Source organism: Novosphingobium sp. (genome assembly GCF_041905565.1).
Taxonomy (GTDB): Bacteria; Pseudomonadota; Alphaproteobacteria; order Sphingomonadales; family Sphingomonadaceae; genus Novosphingobium.
This window is the reverse complement of the sequence record NZ_JAYRKX010000002.1, coordinates 32,681-49,018: the sequence shown is the minus strand read 5'-3', so window position 1 is coordinate 49,018 and position 16,338 is coordinate 32,681. Positions and strand designations below refer to the sequence as shown.

Below are 16,338 nucleotides of genomic sequence, written 5' to 3'. Positions count from 1 at the left end.
CCAGGGATCGAAAATGCGTTCGCAGACCGACCAGCAACTCCGCAAGATCCTGACCGACGTGCTCGGCCTCAAGCCCGGGCAGGCGGATCAGTTCGATGCCGACACCGGCCTGTTCGGCCACCTGCCGGAACTGGATTCCATGGCGGTGGCCGGTCTGCTGACCGAAATGGAAGACCGTCTGGATATCATCATCGAGGATGACGAAGTCGATGGCGAACTGCTGGAAACCTACGGCGCGCTGCTGACTTTTGCCGAGGCGAAACGCGGGGACGCGTGAAGCCGGCCGCCTACGCCTTTGCCCTGCCCCATTGCGGCGTGGCGCAGGAATATGCGCTGAGCTTTGTTGCCGGGCGCGCGTACCGGCTGCTGGTGATCCCGGCGCTGTTCGATGAAGGCCACAAGCTGCGCCGCCTGTGCGTGGACGTGATGCGCCGGCTCGACGCGTCAGGGGTCGACTCTTTCCTGCCGGACCTGCCCGGCACGGGCGAAAGCGAACAGGACCTGGCCGCCATCGCGCTGGAAGACTGGCAAGCGGCCATGTCGGCGGCCGCGAACAGTTTCAACGCCACCCATGTCCTTGCAGTGCGCGGCGGCGGGTTGCTGCTGCCCGAAGGGCTGCGCGGCTGGCATTACGGCGCGGTCAAGGGCGCCAGCCTGCTGCGCACCCTGCTGCGCGCCCGGACCCTCGCCGCGCGCGAGGCGGGCCGCGAGGAAAGCGCCGATATGCTGCTGGCCGAAGCCGAAGCGAGCGGGATCGAACTGGCAGGCTACCGCCTCTCCGCCGCGATGATTCGCGGCCTGCAAGGCGCCCTGCCCGCCCCGCGCCCCGGCGTGCAGGCGGTCGAGCAGGAACTGCTTGGCGGCAGCCCGCTGTGGCTGCGCGCAGAACCCGATGCCGACGCCGCCCAGGCCGATGCACTCGCCGCCGTGATTGCCATGGGGATCAAGGCATGACCCGGCGCCATTTCACCTTTGCCTGCGAGGGCGAAACGCTGGTCGGCTCGCTCGACCCGGCCCCGGCCACCACCGGGCTGCTGATCATCAGCGGCGGAAACGAGCAACGCAGCGGCCCCTGGGATAGACAGGCGCTGATCGCAGCCAAAGTCGCTGCCTCCGGCTTTCCCGTGCTGCGCTTCGACCGGCGCGGCGTGGGCGACAGCTCGGGCGAGAACGGCACCTTCCTGGCCAGCGCGCCGGATATTGCCGCCGCGCTGACGGCATTCCGCGCTCATGTTCCCACGCTGAAGCGCGTGGTCGCTTTCGGCAACTGCGACGCGGCCAGCGCGCTGATGCTGGCGGGCGGCGCGGGGATCGACGCCATGGTGCTGGCCAACCCCTGGACTTTCGAACCGGAGCCGGAAACTGAGCCCGAGGCGGAAGCAGCGCCCGAGCCGGAACCGACCCCGATGCCGCCATCGGTGCTGCGCCGCCACTACCTCAAGCGGCTGACCGATCCGCGCGCCGTGTGGCGGCTGCTGACCGGCAAGGTCGAGGTGCGCAAGATGGCCGCCTCGCTGGTCGATGCGGCCCGGCCGGATGCGCCGCCATCCTCGCTCGCGCAGCAGATGACCGAAGGACTGGCGCTGTTCGGCGGGCCGGTGACGATCCTGCTGGCGGAAAACGACCGCACCGCGCAGGCGTTCCTCGCCAACTGGGACAAGCACGATGCGCGGCTGCGCAAGTGCCCCGACGCCAGCCACAGCTTTGTCGAGCCGCAGGCCCGGATCTGGCTGCAGGGCCAGATCCTCGCCGCGCTGCGCGCGCAGGCTTAGCCCCGCGCGAGGAATTCCCGTTCAGCGACGAAGCGTTCGGCATCGAGCGCGGCCATGCAGCCAGTGCCCGCGGCCGTGACTGCCTGCCGGTAGGTGTGGTCCATCACGTCACCGCAGGCGAACACGCCGGGAATCGCGGTCTTGGGCGTGCCCGGCTGGACCACCAGGTAACCGCCCGCATCCACTTCCAGCTTGCCCTTGAACAAATCGGTCGACGGCGCGTGGCCGATTGCGACAAAGGCGCCGTCGGTCGGCTCGACCGAGGCTTCGCCCGTCACCGTGTCCTTCAGCGCTACGCCGCTCAGCATGCCGTTTTCCGCGGCAACGAAGTGATCGACCGCCTTGTTCCACAGCACCTTGATGTTCGGGTGCGCCAGCAGGCGCTCCTGCAGGATCTTTTCGCTGCGCAGCGAATCGCGGCGGTGGATCAGGGTCACGTCCTGCGAATGGTTGGTCAGGTAGAGCGCTTCTTCCACGGCGGTGTTGCCGCCGCCGATCACCACCACCTTCTTGCCGCGATAGAAGAACCCGTCGCAGGTGGCGCAGGCCGACACGCCCTTGCCCGACAGTTCCTGTTCGCCCGGCACGCCCAGCCACTTGGCCTGCGCGCCGGTGGCGATCACCAGCGTTTCGCCTTCATAGACATCGCCGCTGTCCCCCACCGCGCGAAACGGCGGACCGGACAGGTCGACCTCGGTGATCGTGTCCCACAGCATCCGCGTGCCGACATGTTCGGCCTGGGCCTGCATTTCCTGCATCAGCCAAGGCCCCTGGATCACGTCGCGGAAACCGGGATAATTCTCGACATCGGTGGTGATGGTCAGCTGGCCGCCAGGTTGCAGGCCCTGCACCACGATCGGCTGCAGCCCGGCGCGCGCGCCATAGATCGCGGCGGACAGACCGGCCGGGCCGGAACCGATGATCAGCATGCGGGTGGTGTGGGTGGTCATGCCTGGCAATCCTGCGTTCGAAAAGGGTCGCGGGCATCTAGGAACGCGGGCGGCCAAGCGCAAACCCCGCCTGCGTGCTTGCCCACAAGTTGACGCGCGAAATGGACTGGCGCAAACCGGCGTCATGACGATGCCCGGCCCCACTTCCAACAGCTTCATCTCGCAGCGCCTGCGCCTTCACTATGTCGATTGGGGCAATCCCGATGCGCCGCCGCTGATCCTGCAGCACGGCGGGCGCGATCATTGCCGCAGCTGGGACTGGGTGGCGCAGGAACTGGCGCGCGACTGGCACGTGATCGCCCCGGACCTGCGCGGCCACGGTGACAGCGCCTGGGCGCCCGACGGCAGTTACGAAATGAACGCCTTCGTCTATGACTTCGCCCAGCTGGTCCACACGCTGGGGTACGATCAGGTAACGATCGTCGCTCATTCGCTGGGCGGGAACATTTCAAGCCGGTTTAACGGGCTTTATCCCGAAAAGGTGAGAAAGTTCGTGAACATCGAGGGGCTTGGCCCTTCGCCCAAGGTCCGGGCCGAACGCGAGGCCGCCGGCTATTCCAACCGCTTCCGCGACTGGATCGAGAATCGCCGCAAGGCATCTGGCCGCGCCCCGCGCCGCTATCCCACGCTGGAAGCCGCCTATGCCCGCATGAAGGAGGAAAACAGCTTCCTGACCGACGAGCAGGCCCGCCACCTCACGATCCACGGCGCCAGCCGCAACGAGGACGGCACCTGGAGTTGGAAGTTCGACCCCTATCTCAACGTCTGGCCGTTCGAGGACGTGCGCGACGACCGCACGCACGAGTTGTGGGCGGCGATCACCTGCCCGATGCTGCTGCTTTACGGCAAGGACAGCTGGGCGAGCAGCCCGGCGCTCGACGGGCGGTTGGCATTGTTCAACAACGATCCGCAGGTAATCGAATTCGAAAACGCCGGCCACTGGCTGCACCATGACCAGTTCGACCGGTTCATGGCGGAAATCCGAGCTTTCCTTTAGGCGGTCAGGAAGCGCGCGCGCAGGGCATCGGCCCGCGCCGCATCCACGTCCAGCACTTCGGCCAGATAGGCCTCGACGCTGCCGTGCGTCTCGCGCAGCGAGGCAAAGGCCGTGTCGAGATAGGCCTCCTCGACCCCCATCAGCATGCGCAGCGCCGCATCGTCGATCGCGCCATACTTGGCGCGGATCTGTTCGGCCCCGGCGGCAATCCGCGCCTCGATGTTTCCGGCCACATTGGTCAGGACATAGTCGGCCATGATATCGTCCGGGTGGACGCCGAGAATGTGCTGCATCAGCGCCACGGCAAACCCGGTGCGGTCCTTGCCCGCCACGCAGTGGACCAGGCTGGTCCCGTCGCGCTGTTCCAGCGCGCGGAAATAGCGCTGCAACACCGGGATCAGGTTTGGGCGAAAGGCGATCCCGGCGTAAAGCCGCAGCATCGCCGCACGCGCTTCATCGGCCGTCGGGCTGCCGGACGCGGCCTCGACATGCAGGCCCGCCGTTTCCCCTTCATGGAACAGCACTTCGCCCGCAAAACCGGGATAGCGGCGGCACGGCTTGGCCTTGCGCTCGGTGATCCCGCGCAGGTCGATCACGGTACGGATGTGCAGCGGGCGTAGCTGATCCAGATCGGCATCGGTGGCATCGCCGTGCTGGGCCGAACGCCACAGCACGCCCTGCACCACCTGCCCGCCCCCGGCGACACGGTAGCCGCCATAGTCGCGGAAATTGTGGATGCCTTCGAGCGGGAGGATGCGATCTGCCTGGGTCATGCTCTGCGCTTGGCAGCACTGGGGCCGCGGTGCAATGGTGGACTTGTGTCCTACGGTGTCACAATCCGCTTTCCTTTGTGCCCCGGGACGCTAGGTTTCGATCGCAGATGGCCAGTCGCTGGCCACATCGGGAGAATGACATGAACCAGGCCCGCGCCACCACCAGTGAACGCGCGATCACCCTGCTGATCGTCCTGCTGTTCTTGGGCAATGCGCTCAACTATGTCGACCGCCAGGTGCTGGCGCTGCTCAAGCCGACGCTTGAAGCGGAGTTCGGCTGGACCGATCGCGACTATGCCCACCTCGGCTCCTCGTTCCAGGTTGCCGCCGCCGCCGCGCTGCTCGCGGTTGGCTGGTTCGTCGACCGGCTCGGGGTGCGCCTCGCCTATGCCATCGCGGTAACGGTGTGGAGCCTGGCCGGGGCGGCCCACGCGCTCGCCGCCACGGTGCAGCAATTCGTCGCCGCGCGCGTTGTCCTGGCGGTGGGCGAAACGGTCAGCACCCCGGCGGGGCTGAAGGCGGCAGCGATCTACCTGCCGCCCGAACGCCGCAACTTCGCCATCGGGGTGGTCAACACCGCCAGCAACATCGGCGCGATCATCACCCCCCTGCTGATCCCGCCATTTGCCGTGGCTTTCGGCTGGAAGGCTGCTTTCGTCGTGACCGGGGGCCTGGGCTTCCTGTGGCTGGCGGGCTGGTGGCTGGGCACCCGCAACCTGACCCCGGTGGGATCAGTGCCCGAACGCGCGCCGGTCAACTGGGGCGAACTGTTTGCCGACAAGCGCACCTGGGCGGTGATCGGGGCCAAGTTCCTGACCGACTGCGTGTGGTGGTTCGTGCTGTTCTGGATGCCGGACTTCTTCTCGCGGGTCTACGGCCTCAAGCAGGCGCAACTGGGCTGGCCGATCGCGATCATCTTCAGCCTGGCCGCGCTGGGTGCGATCACCTCGGGCGGGCTTTACCCGCTGCTCCAGGCGCGCGGCTGGTCGATGAACCGGGCGCGCAAGGGCTCGATGCTGCTCTATGCGCTGGTCGTGCTGGCCATGCCGCTGGCGCTGCTGGTGGAAAGCCACTGGGCCGCCGCCGTGCTGATCGGCCTGGGACTGTTCGCGCACCAGGGCTTTTCGACCAACATCTTCGGGATGACCGCCGATGTGGTGCCCGCCACCCGCATCGCCAGCGTGATCGCGATGGGGGCGGTCGCGGGCAACCTCGCCGGCATGGGGGTCATCGAGCTGGCCGGCTGGTCGCTCCAGAACGGGCACGGCTATGTCCCGATGTTCGCGATCTGCGGCGCGGCCTATCTTGCGGCGCTGGGCTTCATCCACCTGGTCCTGCCAAACCTCGACCGGGTCAAGGCCGCGCCGCACGGCTGATCCTGCGCCCTGCACAAGCCGGGCAAAAGAAAGGGGCCCTGCGGACACGATCCGCAGGGCCCCGTCAGTTTGGGTGGAAGGGTTTAGAAGCTGTAGCGTGCGCTCACGCCCCAGTAGCGGTCGGCATCGCGCGGGATCTGGTAGCGGTAGGACCCGCTGACCCCGCCGTTGACGATCGCGGCGGCGTAGCTCTTGTCGAACACGTTGCGGACCTGGGCGATGATCTTCCACTTGTCCGCCGGATCGACCAGCGCGACCGACAGGTTGACCAGGGCATAGCCCGGGATCGTGCCCAGCTGGCGCTGCACCGCGTCAGGCGCGAACAGCGACAGCTGCTTCGACTGGAAGTTCATCGAACCACCCAACGCGACGTCGGCAAAGCCGCCGGTGACAATGCGGTGATCGACCGAGAGCGAACCCTTCCAAGTGGGCGCAAAGCCCAGCTTGGTGCCCGACGGGATGATCGCCGTCGCCGCTGCGCCCGGCGCCACCTTGAAGGCATCGACATGGGCATCGGTCAGGGCAACGCCCCCGCTGATCGAGGTGTTCGGCCCAGCGCGCCAGTTCATGTCAAGTTCGACCCCGCGGGTCGAGATTTCACCCGCGTTGGTGAAGCGAGTCACCACCACGCCGGCTACGACATCCGGGTTGTTCGCCTGGAAGTTCTTGTACTTGGCGTAGAACCCCGCAAGGTTCAGCGTCAGGCGGCCACCGAACAGGGTGTTCTTCAGGCCCACTTCGAACGAGTCCGAGGTTTCCGGATCGATCACGTTGGTGCCGGTCGCGGTCAGGTTGAAGAACACGTTGTAGGCCGGGCCCTTGTATCCGCGCGCATAGCTGGCATAGCCCATGACGTCGTCACTCAGGTCATACTGCAGCGCGACCTTGCCCGACACGTTGTCGTTGCTGGTGCGCGAACGCCACGGGGTGCCGTTCGAACCAGCCACGGCCGCGCTGGCCGCCGCCGAAGCGGTCGACCCGCCCGCGATCAGCGAGAGGTAGCGGTCATAGACGCCCTGGTCGAAATTGGCCTGGATGCCGGGGCCCGTCAGCGGCGAAACGCGGCTGTGGAACACCGACAGCTTGTCGTGGGTGTAACGCAGGCCGCCGATCAGGCGGGCGCTTTCGCCCAGCTTCAGGGTTGCCTGGCCGAACAGCGCCAAGTTGTTGAACACCGAACCGAAAGTCGCGCTGCCATTGGGCGTGGTCGCCGCGAGGGCGTTGACGCTCCCGCACGGGATCAGCACGCCAGTCGGCGCGGTGGCCGTGGCGTTGCACTGCGTGACGTTACGGGTGAAGGTCCGCTCGCTGTCGGCGCGCGAATAGTAGGCGCCCAGCACATAGGACAGCGTCTGGTCGGCAGGCGAAGTCAGGCGCAGTTCCTGGCTGAAGGTGTTCGAGCTTTGCGGCCCGCTGTCATGCAGCTGGGCAAAGCCGACATAGGCCCGGTCGAGCCAGTCGCCGTCGCGGATTTCGGTGTTGTCCCAGCCGCGATAGGCGGTGATCGAGGTCAGGGTGTGGGTGCCCACTTCGAGGTCGATCTGACCCGAAACGCCCCAGCCCTTTTCCTTGGTCGCGGTGACCAGGTTCTGCGCGACCTGGCGGGTATCCGCGCCCTGCGGGGTCGGCAGCACGCCGAACGCCAGGCTGGTGGTGGCCGCGCCCGCGCCGGTCAGCGGACCGGTGGCGATGATGTCGGCGCAGCAATCGTCGTCGTTCTTGTAGTAATCGGCGGCGAGGTAGACGCGCAGCGCGTTGCTCGGCTCGTACAGGAACTGGCCGCGCACGCCCCAGTGCTTGTAACCGTTGACCCACTGGTTGGTGGTGGTGTTGCGGATGTTGCCGTCATAATTGCCGTAGAAGGCGGTCAGGCGGGCGGCGCTGTCCGGACCGACCGGCAGATTGACCGCGCCCTTCACGCGCACTTCATTGCGGTCGAAGTAGCTGGCTTCGAACGAGCCGCCCAGTTCCTGCTTGGGCATCTGGGTGGTGATGTTGATCACGCCGGCCGACGCGTTCTTGCCGAACAGCGTGCCCTGCGGGCCGCGCAGCACTTCGATCTGGGCGACGTCGACGAGGTCCGAGAAGGCTTCGCCCGAGCGGGCATAGACCACGCCGTCAACCACGGTCGAGACCGAGGGTTCGCCCGCGATCGAGAAAGTCGCGGTGCCGACGCCGCGCAGGAAGATGGTCTGGTTGAGCGTGGTGCCCGACTTCAGGAAGTTGAGCGAAGGCACCAGCTGGGCGGCGCTTTCGATGCCCGGGCGCGCGGTGTCGGCAAGGTCTTCGCCCGAGACGACCGAGACAGCGACGGGGACCGATTGCAGGCTTTCCGAGCGCTTCTGCGCGGTGACGACGATTTCACCGGGGTTGGCGGAATCGGCATCTTCGGCCTGCTGGGCGAAGGCCGGGCTGGCGGTCAGGGCCAGGGCCGCAACCGATGCATAAAGCAACGTTTTCATGGAGTTCCTCCCACTTTGGCCGGACCGAACGATGGGGTTCCGGCGGCTGCAAACCGCGGCTCGGGCCCGGATGCACTGCCCGGGACCCTGCCACTTGTGGTGCTTGAAATGCGTCGATTGGCCCGATATGTCAAGCGGTGTCACACTGCTTGACGCGCCTGGCGCACAAGTGCAGCAAGCCGGTGCAGAGGGAGAGCAAAAGACCGTGAAAACGGGGTTTAAGGCGCTTGAAGACGGGTTCGACCTGCTGTTCGCGGGCCGAGTCGTGCTGTCGCACCGCAAATCCTGTCCTGCGGTGGTCATGGCGATCGGCAATGCGACCGTCGAAATGGTCCGCGGCAACTTCCGGATCGAGGATGCCCCCCACGGCGAAGTCCAACCCGAAGGCTGGGACCTGGACGAGATCAGCGCGACCCTGCTGCATCAGGGCGTCCCCACCGCGCGCCTCACGCTCGACGGCAATTTGCTCACCGCGCAGGCGTTGCTGCCCGGCCATGACCGCCTTCACCTGCGCTTTCACGCCGAGCCCGAAGAGACGGTCTGGGGCGGCGGCGAGCAGATGAGCTACCTGGCGCTGAATGGCCGCGCCTTTCCGATGTGGACCAGCGAACCCGGCGTCGGGCGCGACAAGTCGACCGAGCTGACCCGGCGGATGGATGCCGATGGCATGGCCGGGGGCGATTACTGGAACACCAATTACCCGCAGCCGACCTTCCTCACCTCGCGCTGGCTGGCGGTCCATTGCCGGGCCGAGGCCTACAGCGTGATCGACTGCAGCGATCCGGCGTTCCACCGCGTCGAGGTCTGGGCTCCGGCCACTACGTTCGAGCTTTACGCCGCCGATGGCCCGCAGGACCTGGTCGGCCAGCTGGCCCGCCGGTTCGGCCAGCAGCCCCCCCTGCCCGACTGGGCGATTGGCGGGGCGATCGTCGGCCTGAAGGACGGCGCGCAGAGTTTCGAGCGGCTGGAGCGCTTCATCAAGGCCGGCGCCGCCGTTTCCGGCCTGTGGTGCGAGGACTGGGCCGGAATCCGCGAAACCAGCTTTGGCCGCCGCCTGTTCTGGGACTGGCGGCGCGACCGCCAGCGCTATCCGGACCTGCCCGAACGCATCGCCGCCCTGCAGGCGCGGGGGATCCGCTTCCTCGCCTATGCCAACCCCTACCTCGCGGTGGACGGCATCCTGTATGACGAGGCGCGCGAACAGGGGCACTTCTGCCTGCGCCAGGACAGCGACGAGGTTTACCTCGTCGATTTCGGCGAATTCGACTGCGGCGTGCTGGACTTTACGCGCGAGGAAACCCGCGCCTGGTTTGCCGAAAAGGTGCTGGGCCGCGAAATGCTCGACATCGGGATTTCCGGCTGGATGGCGGATTTCGGCGAATACCTGCCCACCGATGTGCGGCTGGCCGATGGCAGCGATCCGATGGAAACGCACAACCGCTGGCCGGTGCTGTGGGCCGAAGTCAACGCCCGCGCCGTCGCCAGCCGGGGCAAGACCGGCGATGCCGTGTTCTTCATGCGCGCCGGCTTTTCCGGGGTGCAGGCGCACTGCCCGCTGCTGTGGGCGGGGGACCAGTCGGTCGATTTCACCCGGCATGACGGGATCGGCACGGTGATTACCGCCGCACTGTCGGCGGGCCTCGTTGGCAATGCCTACAGCCATTCGGACTGCGGCGGCTATACCTCGCTCCACGGCAATGTGCGGACGGTGGAGCTGATGCAGCGCTGGTGCGAGCTGGCCGCCTTTGCCCCCGTCATGCGCAGCCATGAAGGCAACCGCCCGGACGACAACCTGCAATACGACAGCAGCGCCGAGCTGCTCGCCTGCTTTGCGCGGTGGAGCCGGGTCCATGCGCACCTTGCCCCCTATGTCCGCCACCTGTGCGATGAAGCGCAGGCGCTGGGCCTGCCCGCGCAGCGCCCGCTGTTCCTGCACTATGGCGAAGATACCGCGCTGTTTGCGGTGCAGGACCAATACCTTTACGGCGAAGACCTGCTGGTTGCTCCGGTGATCGAGGCGGGCGCGCGGGCGCGGCAGGTGATCCTTCCCGGGACAAGACCCTGGCGCCATTGCTTGACGGGCGAAGACTATGCCCCCGGCACCCACGAAGTTCCCGCCCCGATCGGCCAGCCGCCGGCGTTCTACCGCCCGGACAGCGCCTTTGCGCCGCTGTTCGCGGGCCTTGCGGGGGTATTGGGGGAATGAGCGAACGCGCTAACATCCGCGATGTGGCGGCCCGGGCCGGGGTGGCGGTGAAAACCGTCAGCCGCGTGCTGAACGGCCATCCCTATGTCAGCGCGGATACCCGCACGCGGGTGGAAGAAGCGATGCGCGCGCTGGATTTCCGGCCCAGCGTCGCGGCGCGGATCCTGTCGGGCGCGAAAAGCAACCAGATCGCGCTGATCTATGACAATCACAGCCCCTACTACATGTTCCAGATCCAGACCGGGTGCTGGGACTTTTGCCGCGCCAACGGCATCCGCCTGCTGGCCCAGCCGGTCGACGTGGCCGACCCGCAGGTGGGCGAACAGGTGCGCGGGCTGGTCACCGAAACCCATGTCGACGGGATCATCCTGTCCAGCCCGGTGACCGATTGCGACCCGGTGCTGCGCGCGCTGGAAGCGCTCGACATTCCCTTCGTGCGGATTTCCCCCGGCACCAACCACGCGCTGACCAGTTCGGTCTACATGGACGATGCCCAGGCGGCGGACGACATGACCACCCACCTGATCAACATGGGGCACCGCCGGATCGGCTTCATCAAGGGTCACCCCAACCACATGGCATCGGACGACCGCCTGTTCGGCTATCGCCGCGCGCTCGACCGGGCGGGGATTTCGTTTGAACCCTGCCTGGTCTGCGACGGAGAATTCGATTTCGATTCGGGCGTGCGCGGCGGGCGCATGCTGCTGGACCTGCCCGATCCGCCGACCGCGATCTTCGCCTCGAACGACGATATGGCCGCCGGCGTGCTGGCCGTGGCGCATGATCGCGGGGTCAATGTGCCGGGGCAGCTTTCCGTCACCGGGTTCGACGATACCACGCTGGCGCGCACCGTCTGGCCGCCGCTGACCACGATCCACCAGCCGATGGCCGAACTGGCCCGCACGGCCACCGAAATCCTTATCGCCGGGGGCGACATCACCCATCGCCGCCTTCCGCACCAACTGATCGAGCGCGCATCCGTCGCGCCGCCAACCAGGAACCTTGCATGAGCGAACTTCCCTTGCCCCCCGCGACGTGCAGCCTTGGCGCCAGCGGCATTGCCGTCTCCCCGATTGCCTGGGGGATGTGGCGGCTGGCCGAAAATGGCCGCAGTGCCGCCGATGCGGCGCGGCTGGTCCATGCCGCGCTCGATGCGGGGATCAACTTCCTTGATACGGCGGACATCTATGGCTTCGACGGCAGCGGCGGGTTCGGCGATGCCGAAGCCCTGCTGGGCGAAGTGCTCGCGGCCGAGCCCGCCCTGCGCGCGCGGATGGTGCTGGCGACCAAGGGCGGGATCATGCCCCCTCTGCCCTATGACCAGAGCGCGGATTACCTGCGCGGCGCGATCGACCGGTCGCTGGCCCGGCTGAAGACCGACGTGATCGACCTGTGGCAGGTCCACCGCCCGGACATCCTGGCCCATCCGCAGGAAGTGGCGCGTGTGCTGGACGATGCGGTAGCCGCGGGCAAGATCCGCACCCTGGGCGTCTCCAACTTCACCATCCACCAGACCGCCGCGCTCAACCAGTTTCTGGGCCACAAGCTGGTCTCGACCCAGCCGGAAATCAGCCCGCTGCGGATCACCTGCTTCGAAAACGGCGAGCTGGACCAGACGATGATGCTGGGGCTGACCCCGCTGGCATGGTCGCCGTTGGGCGGCGGGCGGCTCGCCAATCCCGAAAGCGCGCGCGATCAGGCGGTCGCCGCCGAGCTGGACCGGGTGGCCGAAGCGCAGGGCGTGTCGCGCACGGTCGCGGCCTATGCCTGGCTGATGGCCCACCCGGCGGGGATCATTCCGATCATCGGTTCGCAGCAGGCGGACCGGATCGCGGAAGGAACGCAGGCATTGAAAGTCCGCTGGACCCGGCAGGACTGGTACGCCGTGCTGGTCGCGGCGCGGGGAGAACGGCTGCCCTAGGGCCAGCCGCCTGGAATGGAGCGAGCAGCGGACGGCGAGCCCCATGCGGTTTTGCCGGATGGACAGTGACGTCCGCCGCCAAGGTGAGGAAGCGAAACGATGACCGAGCAACAATGTGAAGTGGCCTGGTTCTCCGCCCTGTGCGACGACGACTATGAATTCCTGGGAGTGCCCGACCCCTACCTGAAATCGAGCTGGGAACACTGCCGCAACATCGTGCTGCGCGCCGAGGAAGGCGGGTTCGACAATATCCTGCTGCCTTCGGGGTACGAGCTGGGGCTGGACACCACCGCCTTTGCCGCCGCCGTTGCCACCCAGGTGCGGCGGATCAAGCTGCTGTGGGCGACCCGCATGGGCGAGGACTGGCCGCCGCAGCTGGCGCGGCGCATCGCCACGCTGGACCGCATCCTCGGCCCCAACGCGGCGGGCACCGGCGGGCGGCTCAACGTCAACATCATCTCGTCCGACATGCCGGGCGAGAAGATCGAGAGCGCACCCCGCTATGCCCGCGCGACCGAGATCATGAAGATCGTGCGCACGCTGCTGAACGGCGAGCATCTCGATTTCCAGGGCGAGTTCTTCAACCTGAAGCTCGATCCGGCGCGGATCACGACCATTTCGGGCAAGTGCCCGGCGTTCTACTTCGGCGGCTTGTCCCACGAGGCGCGCGAATGCGCCGCCGAAGCGGCCGACGTCTACCTGATGTGGCCCGACACGATGGACAAGGTGCGCGAAACCATCACCGACATGAAGGCCCGCGCCGCTGCCAAGGGCCGCAACCTCAAGTTCGGCTACCGCGCCCACGTGATCGTGCGCGAGACCGAGGACGAAGCGCGCGCCTATGCCGACCGGCTGCTGTCCAAGCTGGACGAGGACGCGGGCAAGGCGATCCGCGAAAAGTCGCTCGACGCCAAGAACTATGGCGTGCAGCGCCAGCAGGAACTGCGCAGCGCGGCGGGCGGCGACGGCTTTGTCGAAGACAACCTGTGGACCGGGATCGGCCGGGCGCGCTCGGGCTGCGGCGCGGCGATCGTCGGCACGCCCGATCAGGTGCTGGCCAAGCTGCGCGCCTATCAGGCTGAGGGGATCGAAGCGTTCATCCTGTCGGGCTATCCGCACATGCAGGAAGCCGACATGTTCGCCCGCCACGTCCTGCCCCACATCCAGCACGCCCCGCTGACGCTGTGATCCAGCCGCACCGGCAGGCCGCACCGCGCGGCCTGCCGGTGCTTGTCATCGCCGCGCGAAGCCCATATCCCGGTGCGGCGACACCGACGAGCGGGGGCTGGCCATGCAGGTACTGATTTGCGATGACCATCCGATCGTCGCGTCGGCCCTGGGCATGACGCTGGAAAGCGCCTTCGATGCCCAGGTCCACATCGCCCATTCCTGCGCCGCCGCGCTCACCGCCGCGCGCAGCATCGGCCAGGTCGACCTGCTGCTGCTTGACCTGCACATTCCGGGCGAAGACCCGCGCAGCAACCTGATTGCTGCACGAACCGCCTGCCCGCAGACGCCGGTGGTGGTCTTTTCCGGCAGCGAGGACCCGGAGCACCTGCGCATGGTACTGGAACTGGACGTGCGCGGCTTTCTGCCCAAATCGGCGCGGCCGGAAGTGCTGGAAGCGGCACTGCGGCTGGTGCTGGCGGGCGGTCGCTACCTACCCGAGGCGGTGCGCGACCTGGTGCTTGAAGGCAGCGGCGGCACGGCCGAAGCGGTCACGCCTGCCCCCGATGGCGCGCTGACCGAACGGCAGCGGGAGGTGCTGCACCTGCTGGCCAGTGGCTGCGCCAACAAGCAGATCGCCCGCGACCTGGGCATTTCCCCCAGCACCGCCAAGGCCCACGTCGCCCAGATCCTGACCGTGCTGGGCGCCGCCAACCGCACCGAAGCGGTGGCCCTGGCCCGCGGGCGCGGCCTGCTTTGAGCGGCGACGACCGCCTGATCCACCAGGAAGTGCGCGCGGCGGAATCGCGCGTGGAATTCGCGCTGGCCGGGCTGCTGACGCTGCTGGTCGGCGGGACGCTGGCCTATGTCCATTCGCTGTTCGCCCCGCTGGTCCCGCCGCGCGAATTGTGGACCTGGACCGGGGCGATGGCGGTGGTCACCGCGATCATGCTGATCGTCCCGCTGGCAGTCTACTTCCGCCAGCCCGACGCCGCGCAGATCGAACGGTTCTGGTCGCCGCTGGGCAAGGTGGTCGCGGTACTATTCGACCTGACCGTGGCGGCCAGCGTGTGGATGCTGCTGCCCTACGCCTCCGAACCGCTGCAACTGCTGATGGTGATCTTCTATTCGGCGGCGATCAGCGGCCAGGTGGTGGCGACCGCCGAATCCACCGGCACGATCGCCTTTGGCGTGATCGCCGTGTTCGGATCGGCGGCGCTGTTCTTTTTCCAGAGCGAGACGGTCTATGCCAATTCGCTGGCGATCTTCCTGCTGGCCTTCGGCGCGCTGATGATCGGCACCGGGTTGGTGCTCAAGCACGCGATCCGCACCGCCATCACCCAGCGCCTGCGCGCAGAGGCGATGTCGGCCGACCTGGCCGACGCCCTCGCCGCGACCCATGCCGAGCGCGATGCCCGCACCCGCTTCATCGCCGCCGCATCGCACGATCTGCGCCAGCCGCTGCAAGCGGCCATGCTGTTCTTCCGGCAGGTGCTGCGCGCCGCCGATCCCGAACGTCAGGCCCGCGCGGCGCAAGGGGTGGAGCGCGGGCTGGAAGAAGCGATGGTCCTGCTGGAAGGGATGGCCGAACACCTGCGGCTGGAAAGCGGCGCGATGCGCGCAGCGTGCGAGGCGGTGCCGCTGGCCACGATGGTGGCGGCGCTAGAGGCCGAACTGGCGCCGTCGGCCCGGCGCGCAGGGATCGACCTGCGCATGGCCCGCCCCGCGCGGGCGGCCTGGGCCGACCCGGCGCTGCTGACCCGGATCCTGCGCAATCTGGTGGCCAATGCGATCCTCCATTCAGGCGGGCGGCGCGTGCGGGTGCTGGTGCGCCAGCGCGAGCGGATCGAGATCATGGTGCTGGACGATGGTACCGGCATTCCCCCGGCCGAGGCCGAGGCGCTGTTCGTCGCCTATGCACAAGGTGCGGGATCGCGGCGGCTGGGTTATGGATCCGGCCTTGGGCTGGCGATTGCCCGCGAAATGGCGCAACTGATGGACGGCACATTGGCACTGGACCCGCGCTGGCAGCGCGGCTGCGCCTTTGTCGTCACCCTGCCGCCCGCGCCGCTGCCGCTGGCCGCCGCCCCGGCGCCAGATGTCGAGCCACTCCCCGCCATGCCGCTGGCGGGACGCCACATCCTGCTGGTCGAGGACCGCGCCGATACCCGCGAGGCGCTGGCCGGGCTGCTGCGCCTGCACGGCGCCGAGGTGCACGCCTGCGCCGCTTCCGCGCCAGTCGCCGCCGCGCTGGCCGCAGGGCTGCGCCCCTGGGCGGTGGTGACCGACTGGGACCTGGGCCGCGACGATAGCGGCGCACAGGTGCTGGCCATGGTCCGCGCCGCCGCGCCCGCCGCCCGCGCGATCGTGATCAGCGGCGATGCCACCAGCGAAACCGCCGCCCAGGTGGCCGCCGCCGGCGCGGTCCTGCTGCTCAAGCCGGTGCCCGAACCGGCCCTGCTGGCCGCCCTGGCCTAGGGCAAGGACCCTGGGCGGCGCGGACAAAGCCGATGTCTGCTGTTCGGCCCCTGCCGCGACCCCTACCGCCCCGTCACCCCGGGCTTGACCCGGGGGCCAGCTTCCTGTCCTGCCCCGCAAAGAATAGCTGGTCCCCGGGTCAAGCCCGGGGTGACGCCAAGGGGGGCAGGCGAAGCGTGCGAGTGCCAGTCCGTCGCCCCAAATTCCCGGTCGGAATTCGACCACGCCGCCTGGGG

General features: G+C 67.9%; 14 protein-coding genes. 11 read left to right on the top strand and 3 right to left on the bottom strand.

Translation table 11 applies throughout. From position 1 onward, the window contains the following. Positions 1-13: 13 nt before the first annotated feature. From ACE3N9_RS02150 to ACE3N9_RS02140, 3 genes are read left to right on the top strand one after another with little or no spacing between them, the layout of a single operon-like run. A complete protein-coding gene (locus ACE3N9_RS02150) occupies positions 14-277 on the top strand; it encodes an acyl carrier protein (RefSeq protein ID WP_374280401.1) in 264 nt (87 codons plus the stop codon). After that, the gene (locus ACE3N9_RS02145) at positions 274-954 is read left to right on the top strand and encodes a hypothetical protein (protein ID WP_374280399.1); all 681 of its coding nucleotides are present in this window, start codon (positions 274-276) and stop codon (positions 952-954) included. The genes ACE3N9_RS02150 and ACE3N9_RS02145 overlap by 4 nt, the downstream gene beginning before the upstream one ends. Further along, positions 951-1,772, top strand: a complete 822-nt coding sequence (locus ACE3N9_RS02140) for a hydrolase 1, exosortase A system-associated (protein WP_374280397.1) — start codon at positions 951-953, stop codon at positions 1,770-1,772. The genes ACE3N9_RS02145 and ACE3N9_RS02140 overlap by 4 nt, the downstream gene beginning before the upstream one ends. Here the strand turns inward: ACE3N9_RS02140 and trxB are convergent. Next, entirely contained in the window at positions 1,769-2,722 is a 954-nt protein-coding gene (gene trxB, locus ACE3N9_RS02135; RefSeq protein ID WP_374280395.1) for a thioredoxin-disulfide reductase, read from the bottom strand. The genes ACE3N9_RS02140 and trxB overlap by 4 nt on opposite strands. 124 nt (positions 2,723-2,846) lie before the next feature. On the opposite strand from trxB, the gene ACE3N9_RS02130 reads away from it, so the two are divergent. Continuing rightward, positions 2,847-3,719, top strand: coding sequence for an alpha/beta fold hydrolase (locus tag ACE3N9_RS02130; RefSeq protein WP_374280393.1), 873 nt, complete (start codon positions 2,847-2,849; stop codon positions 3,717-3,719). On the opposite strand, the gene ACE3N9_RS02125 is transcribed toward ACE3N9_RS02130, so the two are convergent. Further along, the gene (locus ACE3N9_RS02125; RefSeq protein ID WP_374280391.1) at positions 3,716-4,492 is read right to left on the bottom strand and encodes a tyrosine-protein phosphatase; all 777 of its coding nucleotides are present in this window, start codon (positions 4,490-4,492) and stop codon (positions 3,716-3,718) included. The genes ACE3N9_RS02130 and ACE3N9_RS02125 overlap by 4 nt on opposite strands. A 140-nt stretch (positions 4,493-4,632) precedes the next feature. On the opposite strand from ACE3N9_RS02125, the gene ACE3N9_RS02120 reads away from it, so the two are divergent. Next, positions 4,633-5,868: an MFS transporter gene (locus ACE3N9_RS02120; protein ID WP_374280389.1), complete on the top strand. Its 1,236-nt coding sequence runs from the start codon at positions 4,633-4,635 to the stop codon at positions 5,866-5,868. A gap of 83 nt (positions 5,869-5,951) precedes the next feature. Here ACE3N9_RS02120 and ACE3N9_RS02115 read toward each other — a convergent pair whose 3' ends face one another. Further along, positions 5,952-8,330, bottom strand: coding sequence for a TonB-dependent receptor (locus ACE3N9_RS02115; protein ID WP_374280387.1), 2,379 nt, complete (start codon positions 8,328-8,330; stop codon positions 5,952-5,954). A 205-nt stretch (positions 8,331-8,535) separates the two neighbouring features. Between ACE3N9_RS02115 and ACE3N9_RS02110 the strand changes: the two genes are divergently transcribed. The 6 genes from ACE3N9_RS02110 (at position 8,536) to ACE3N9_RS02085 (ending at position 16,102) form a co-directional block, all read left to right on the top strand. Continuing rightward, a complete protein-coding gene (locus ACE3N9_RS02110; RefSeq protein WP_374280385.1) occupies positions 8,536-10,536 on the top strand; it encodes an alpha-glucosidase in 2,001 nt (666 codons plus the stop codon). Then, entirely contained in the window at positions 10,533-11,546 is a 1,014-nt protein-coding gene (locus ACE3N9_RS02105) for a LacI family DNA-binding transcriptional regulator (RefSeq protein ID WP_374280383.1), read from the top strand. The genes ACE3N9_RS02110 and ACE3N9_RS02105 overlap by 4 nt, the downstream gene beginning before the upstream one ends. Further along, the gene (locus ACE3N9_RS02100; protein ID WP_374280381.1) at positions 11,543-12,457 is read left to right on the top strand and encodes an aldo/keto reductase family oxidoreductase; all 915 of its coding nucleotides are present in this window, start codon (positions 11,543-11,545) and stop codon (positions 12,455-12,457) included. Before ACE3N9_RS02105 ends, ACE3N9_RS02100 begins: the two co-directional genes overlap by 4 nt. A gap of 99 nt (positions 12,458-12,556) precedes the next feature. After that, the gene (locus ACE3N9_RS02095) at positions 12,557-13,645 is read left to right on the top strand and encodes an LLM class flavin-dependent oxidoreductase (RefSeq protein ID WP_374280379.1); all 1,089 of its coding nucleotides are present in this window, start codon (positions 12,557-12,559) and stop codon (positions 13,643-13,645) included. Between the two features lie 103 nt (positions 13,646-13,748). Then, the gene (locus tag ACE3N9_RS02090; RefSeq protein ID WP_374280377.1) at positions 13,749-14,384 is read left to right on the top strand and encodes a response regulator transcription factor; all 636 of its coding nucleotides are present in this window, start codon (positions 13,749-13,751) and stop codon (positions 14,382-14,384) included. Continuing rightward, on the top strand, positions 14,381-16,102 hold the full coding sequence (locus ACE3N9_RS02085; protein ID WP_374280374.1) for a hybrid sensor histidine kinase/response regulator: 1,722 nt from the start codon (positions 14,381-14,383) through the stop codon (positions 16,100-16,102). Before ACE3N9_RS02090 ends, ACE3N9_RS02085 begins: the two co-directional genes overlap by 4 nt. Positions 16,103-16,338: the final 236 nt, after the last annotated feature.

Excerpts from the sequence above, each read along its gene's own strand:
- ACE3N9_RS02150 (WP_374280401.1), top strand. The coding sequence starts at position 14 with ATGCGTTCGCAGACCGACCAGCAACTCCGCAAGATCCTGACCGACGTG.
- ACE3N9_RS02140 (WP_374280397.1), top strand. The coding sequence starts at position 951 with ATGACCCGGCGCCATTTCACCTTTGCCTGCGAGGGCGAAACGCTGGTC.
- trxB (WP_374280395.1), bottom strand. The coding sequence starts at position 2,722 with ATGACCACCCACACCACCCGCATGCTGATCATCGGTTCCGGCCCGGCC.
- ACE3N9_RS02130 (WP_374280393.1), top strand. The coding sequence starts at position 2,847 with ATGACGATGCCCGGCCCCACTTCCAACAGCTTCATCTCGCAGCGCCTG.
- ACE3N9_RS02125 (WP_374280391.1), bottom strand. The coding sequence starts at position 4,492 with ATGACCCAGGCAGATCGCATCCTCCCGCTCGAAGGCATCCACAATTTC.
- ACE3N9_RS02120 (WP_374280389.1), top strand. The coding sequence starts at position 4,633 with ATGAACCAGGCCCGCGCCACCACCAGTGAACGCGCGATCACCCTGCTG.
- ACE3N9_RS02115 (WP_374280387.1), bottom strand. The coding sequence starts at position 8,330 with ATGAAAACGTTGCTTTATGCATCGGTTGCGGCCCTGGCCCTGACCGCC.
- ACE3N9_RS02105 (WP_374280383.1), top strand. The coding sequence starts at position 10,533 with ATGAGCGAACGCGCTAACATCCGCGATGTGGCGGCCCGGGCCGGGGTG.
- ACE3N9_RS02100 (WP_374280381.1), top strand. The coding sequence starts at position 11,543 with ATGAGCGAACTTCCCTTGCCCCCCGCGACGTGCAGCCTTGGCGCCAGC.
- ACE3N9_RS02095 (WP_374280379.1), top strand. The coding sequence starts at position 12,557 with ATGACCGAGCAACAATGTGAAGTGGCCTGGTTCTCCGCCCTGTGCGAC.
- ACE3N9_RS02090 (WP_374280377.1), top strand. The coding sequence starts at position 13,749 with ATGCAGGTACTGATTTGCGATGACCATCCGATCGTCGCGTCGGCCCTG.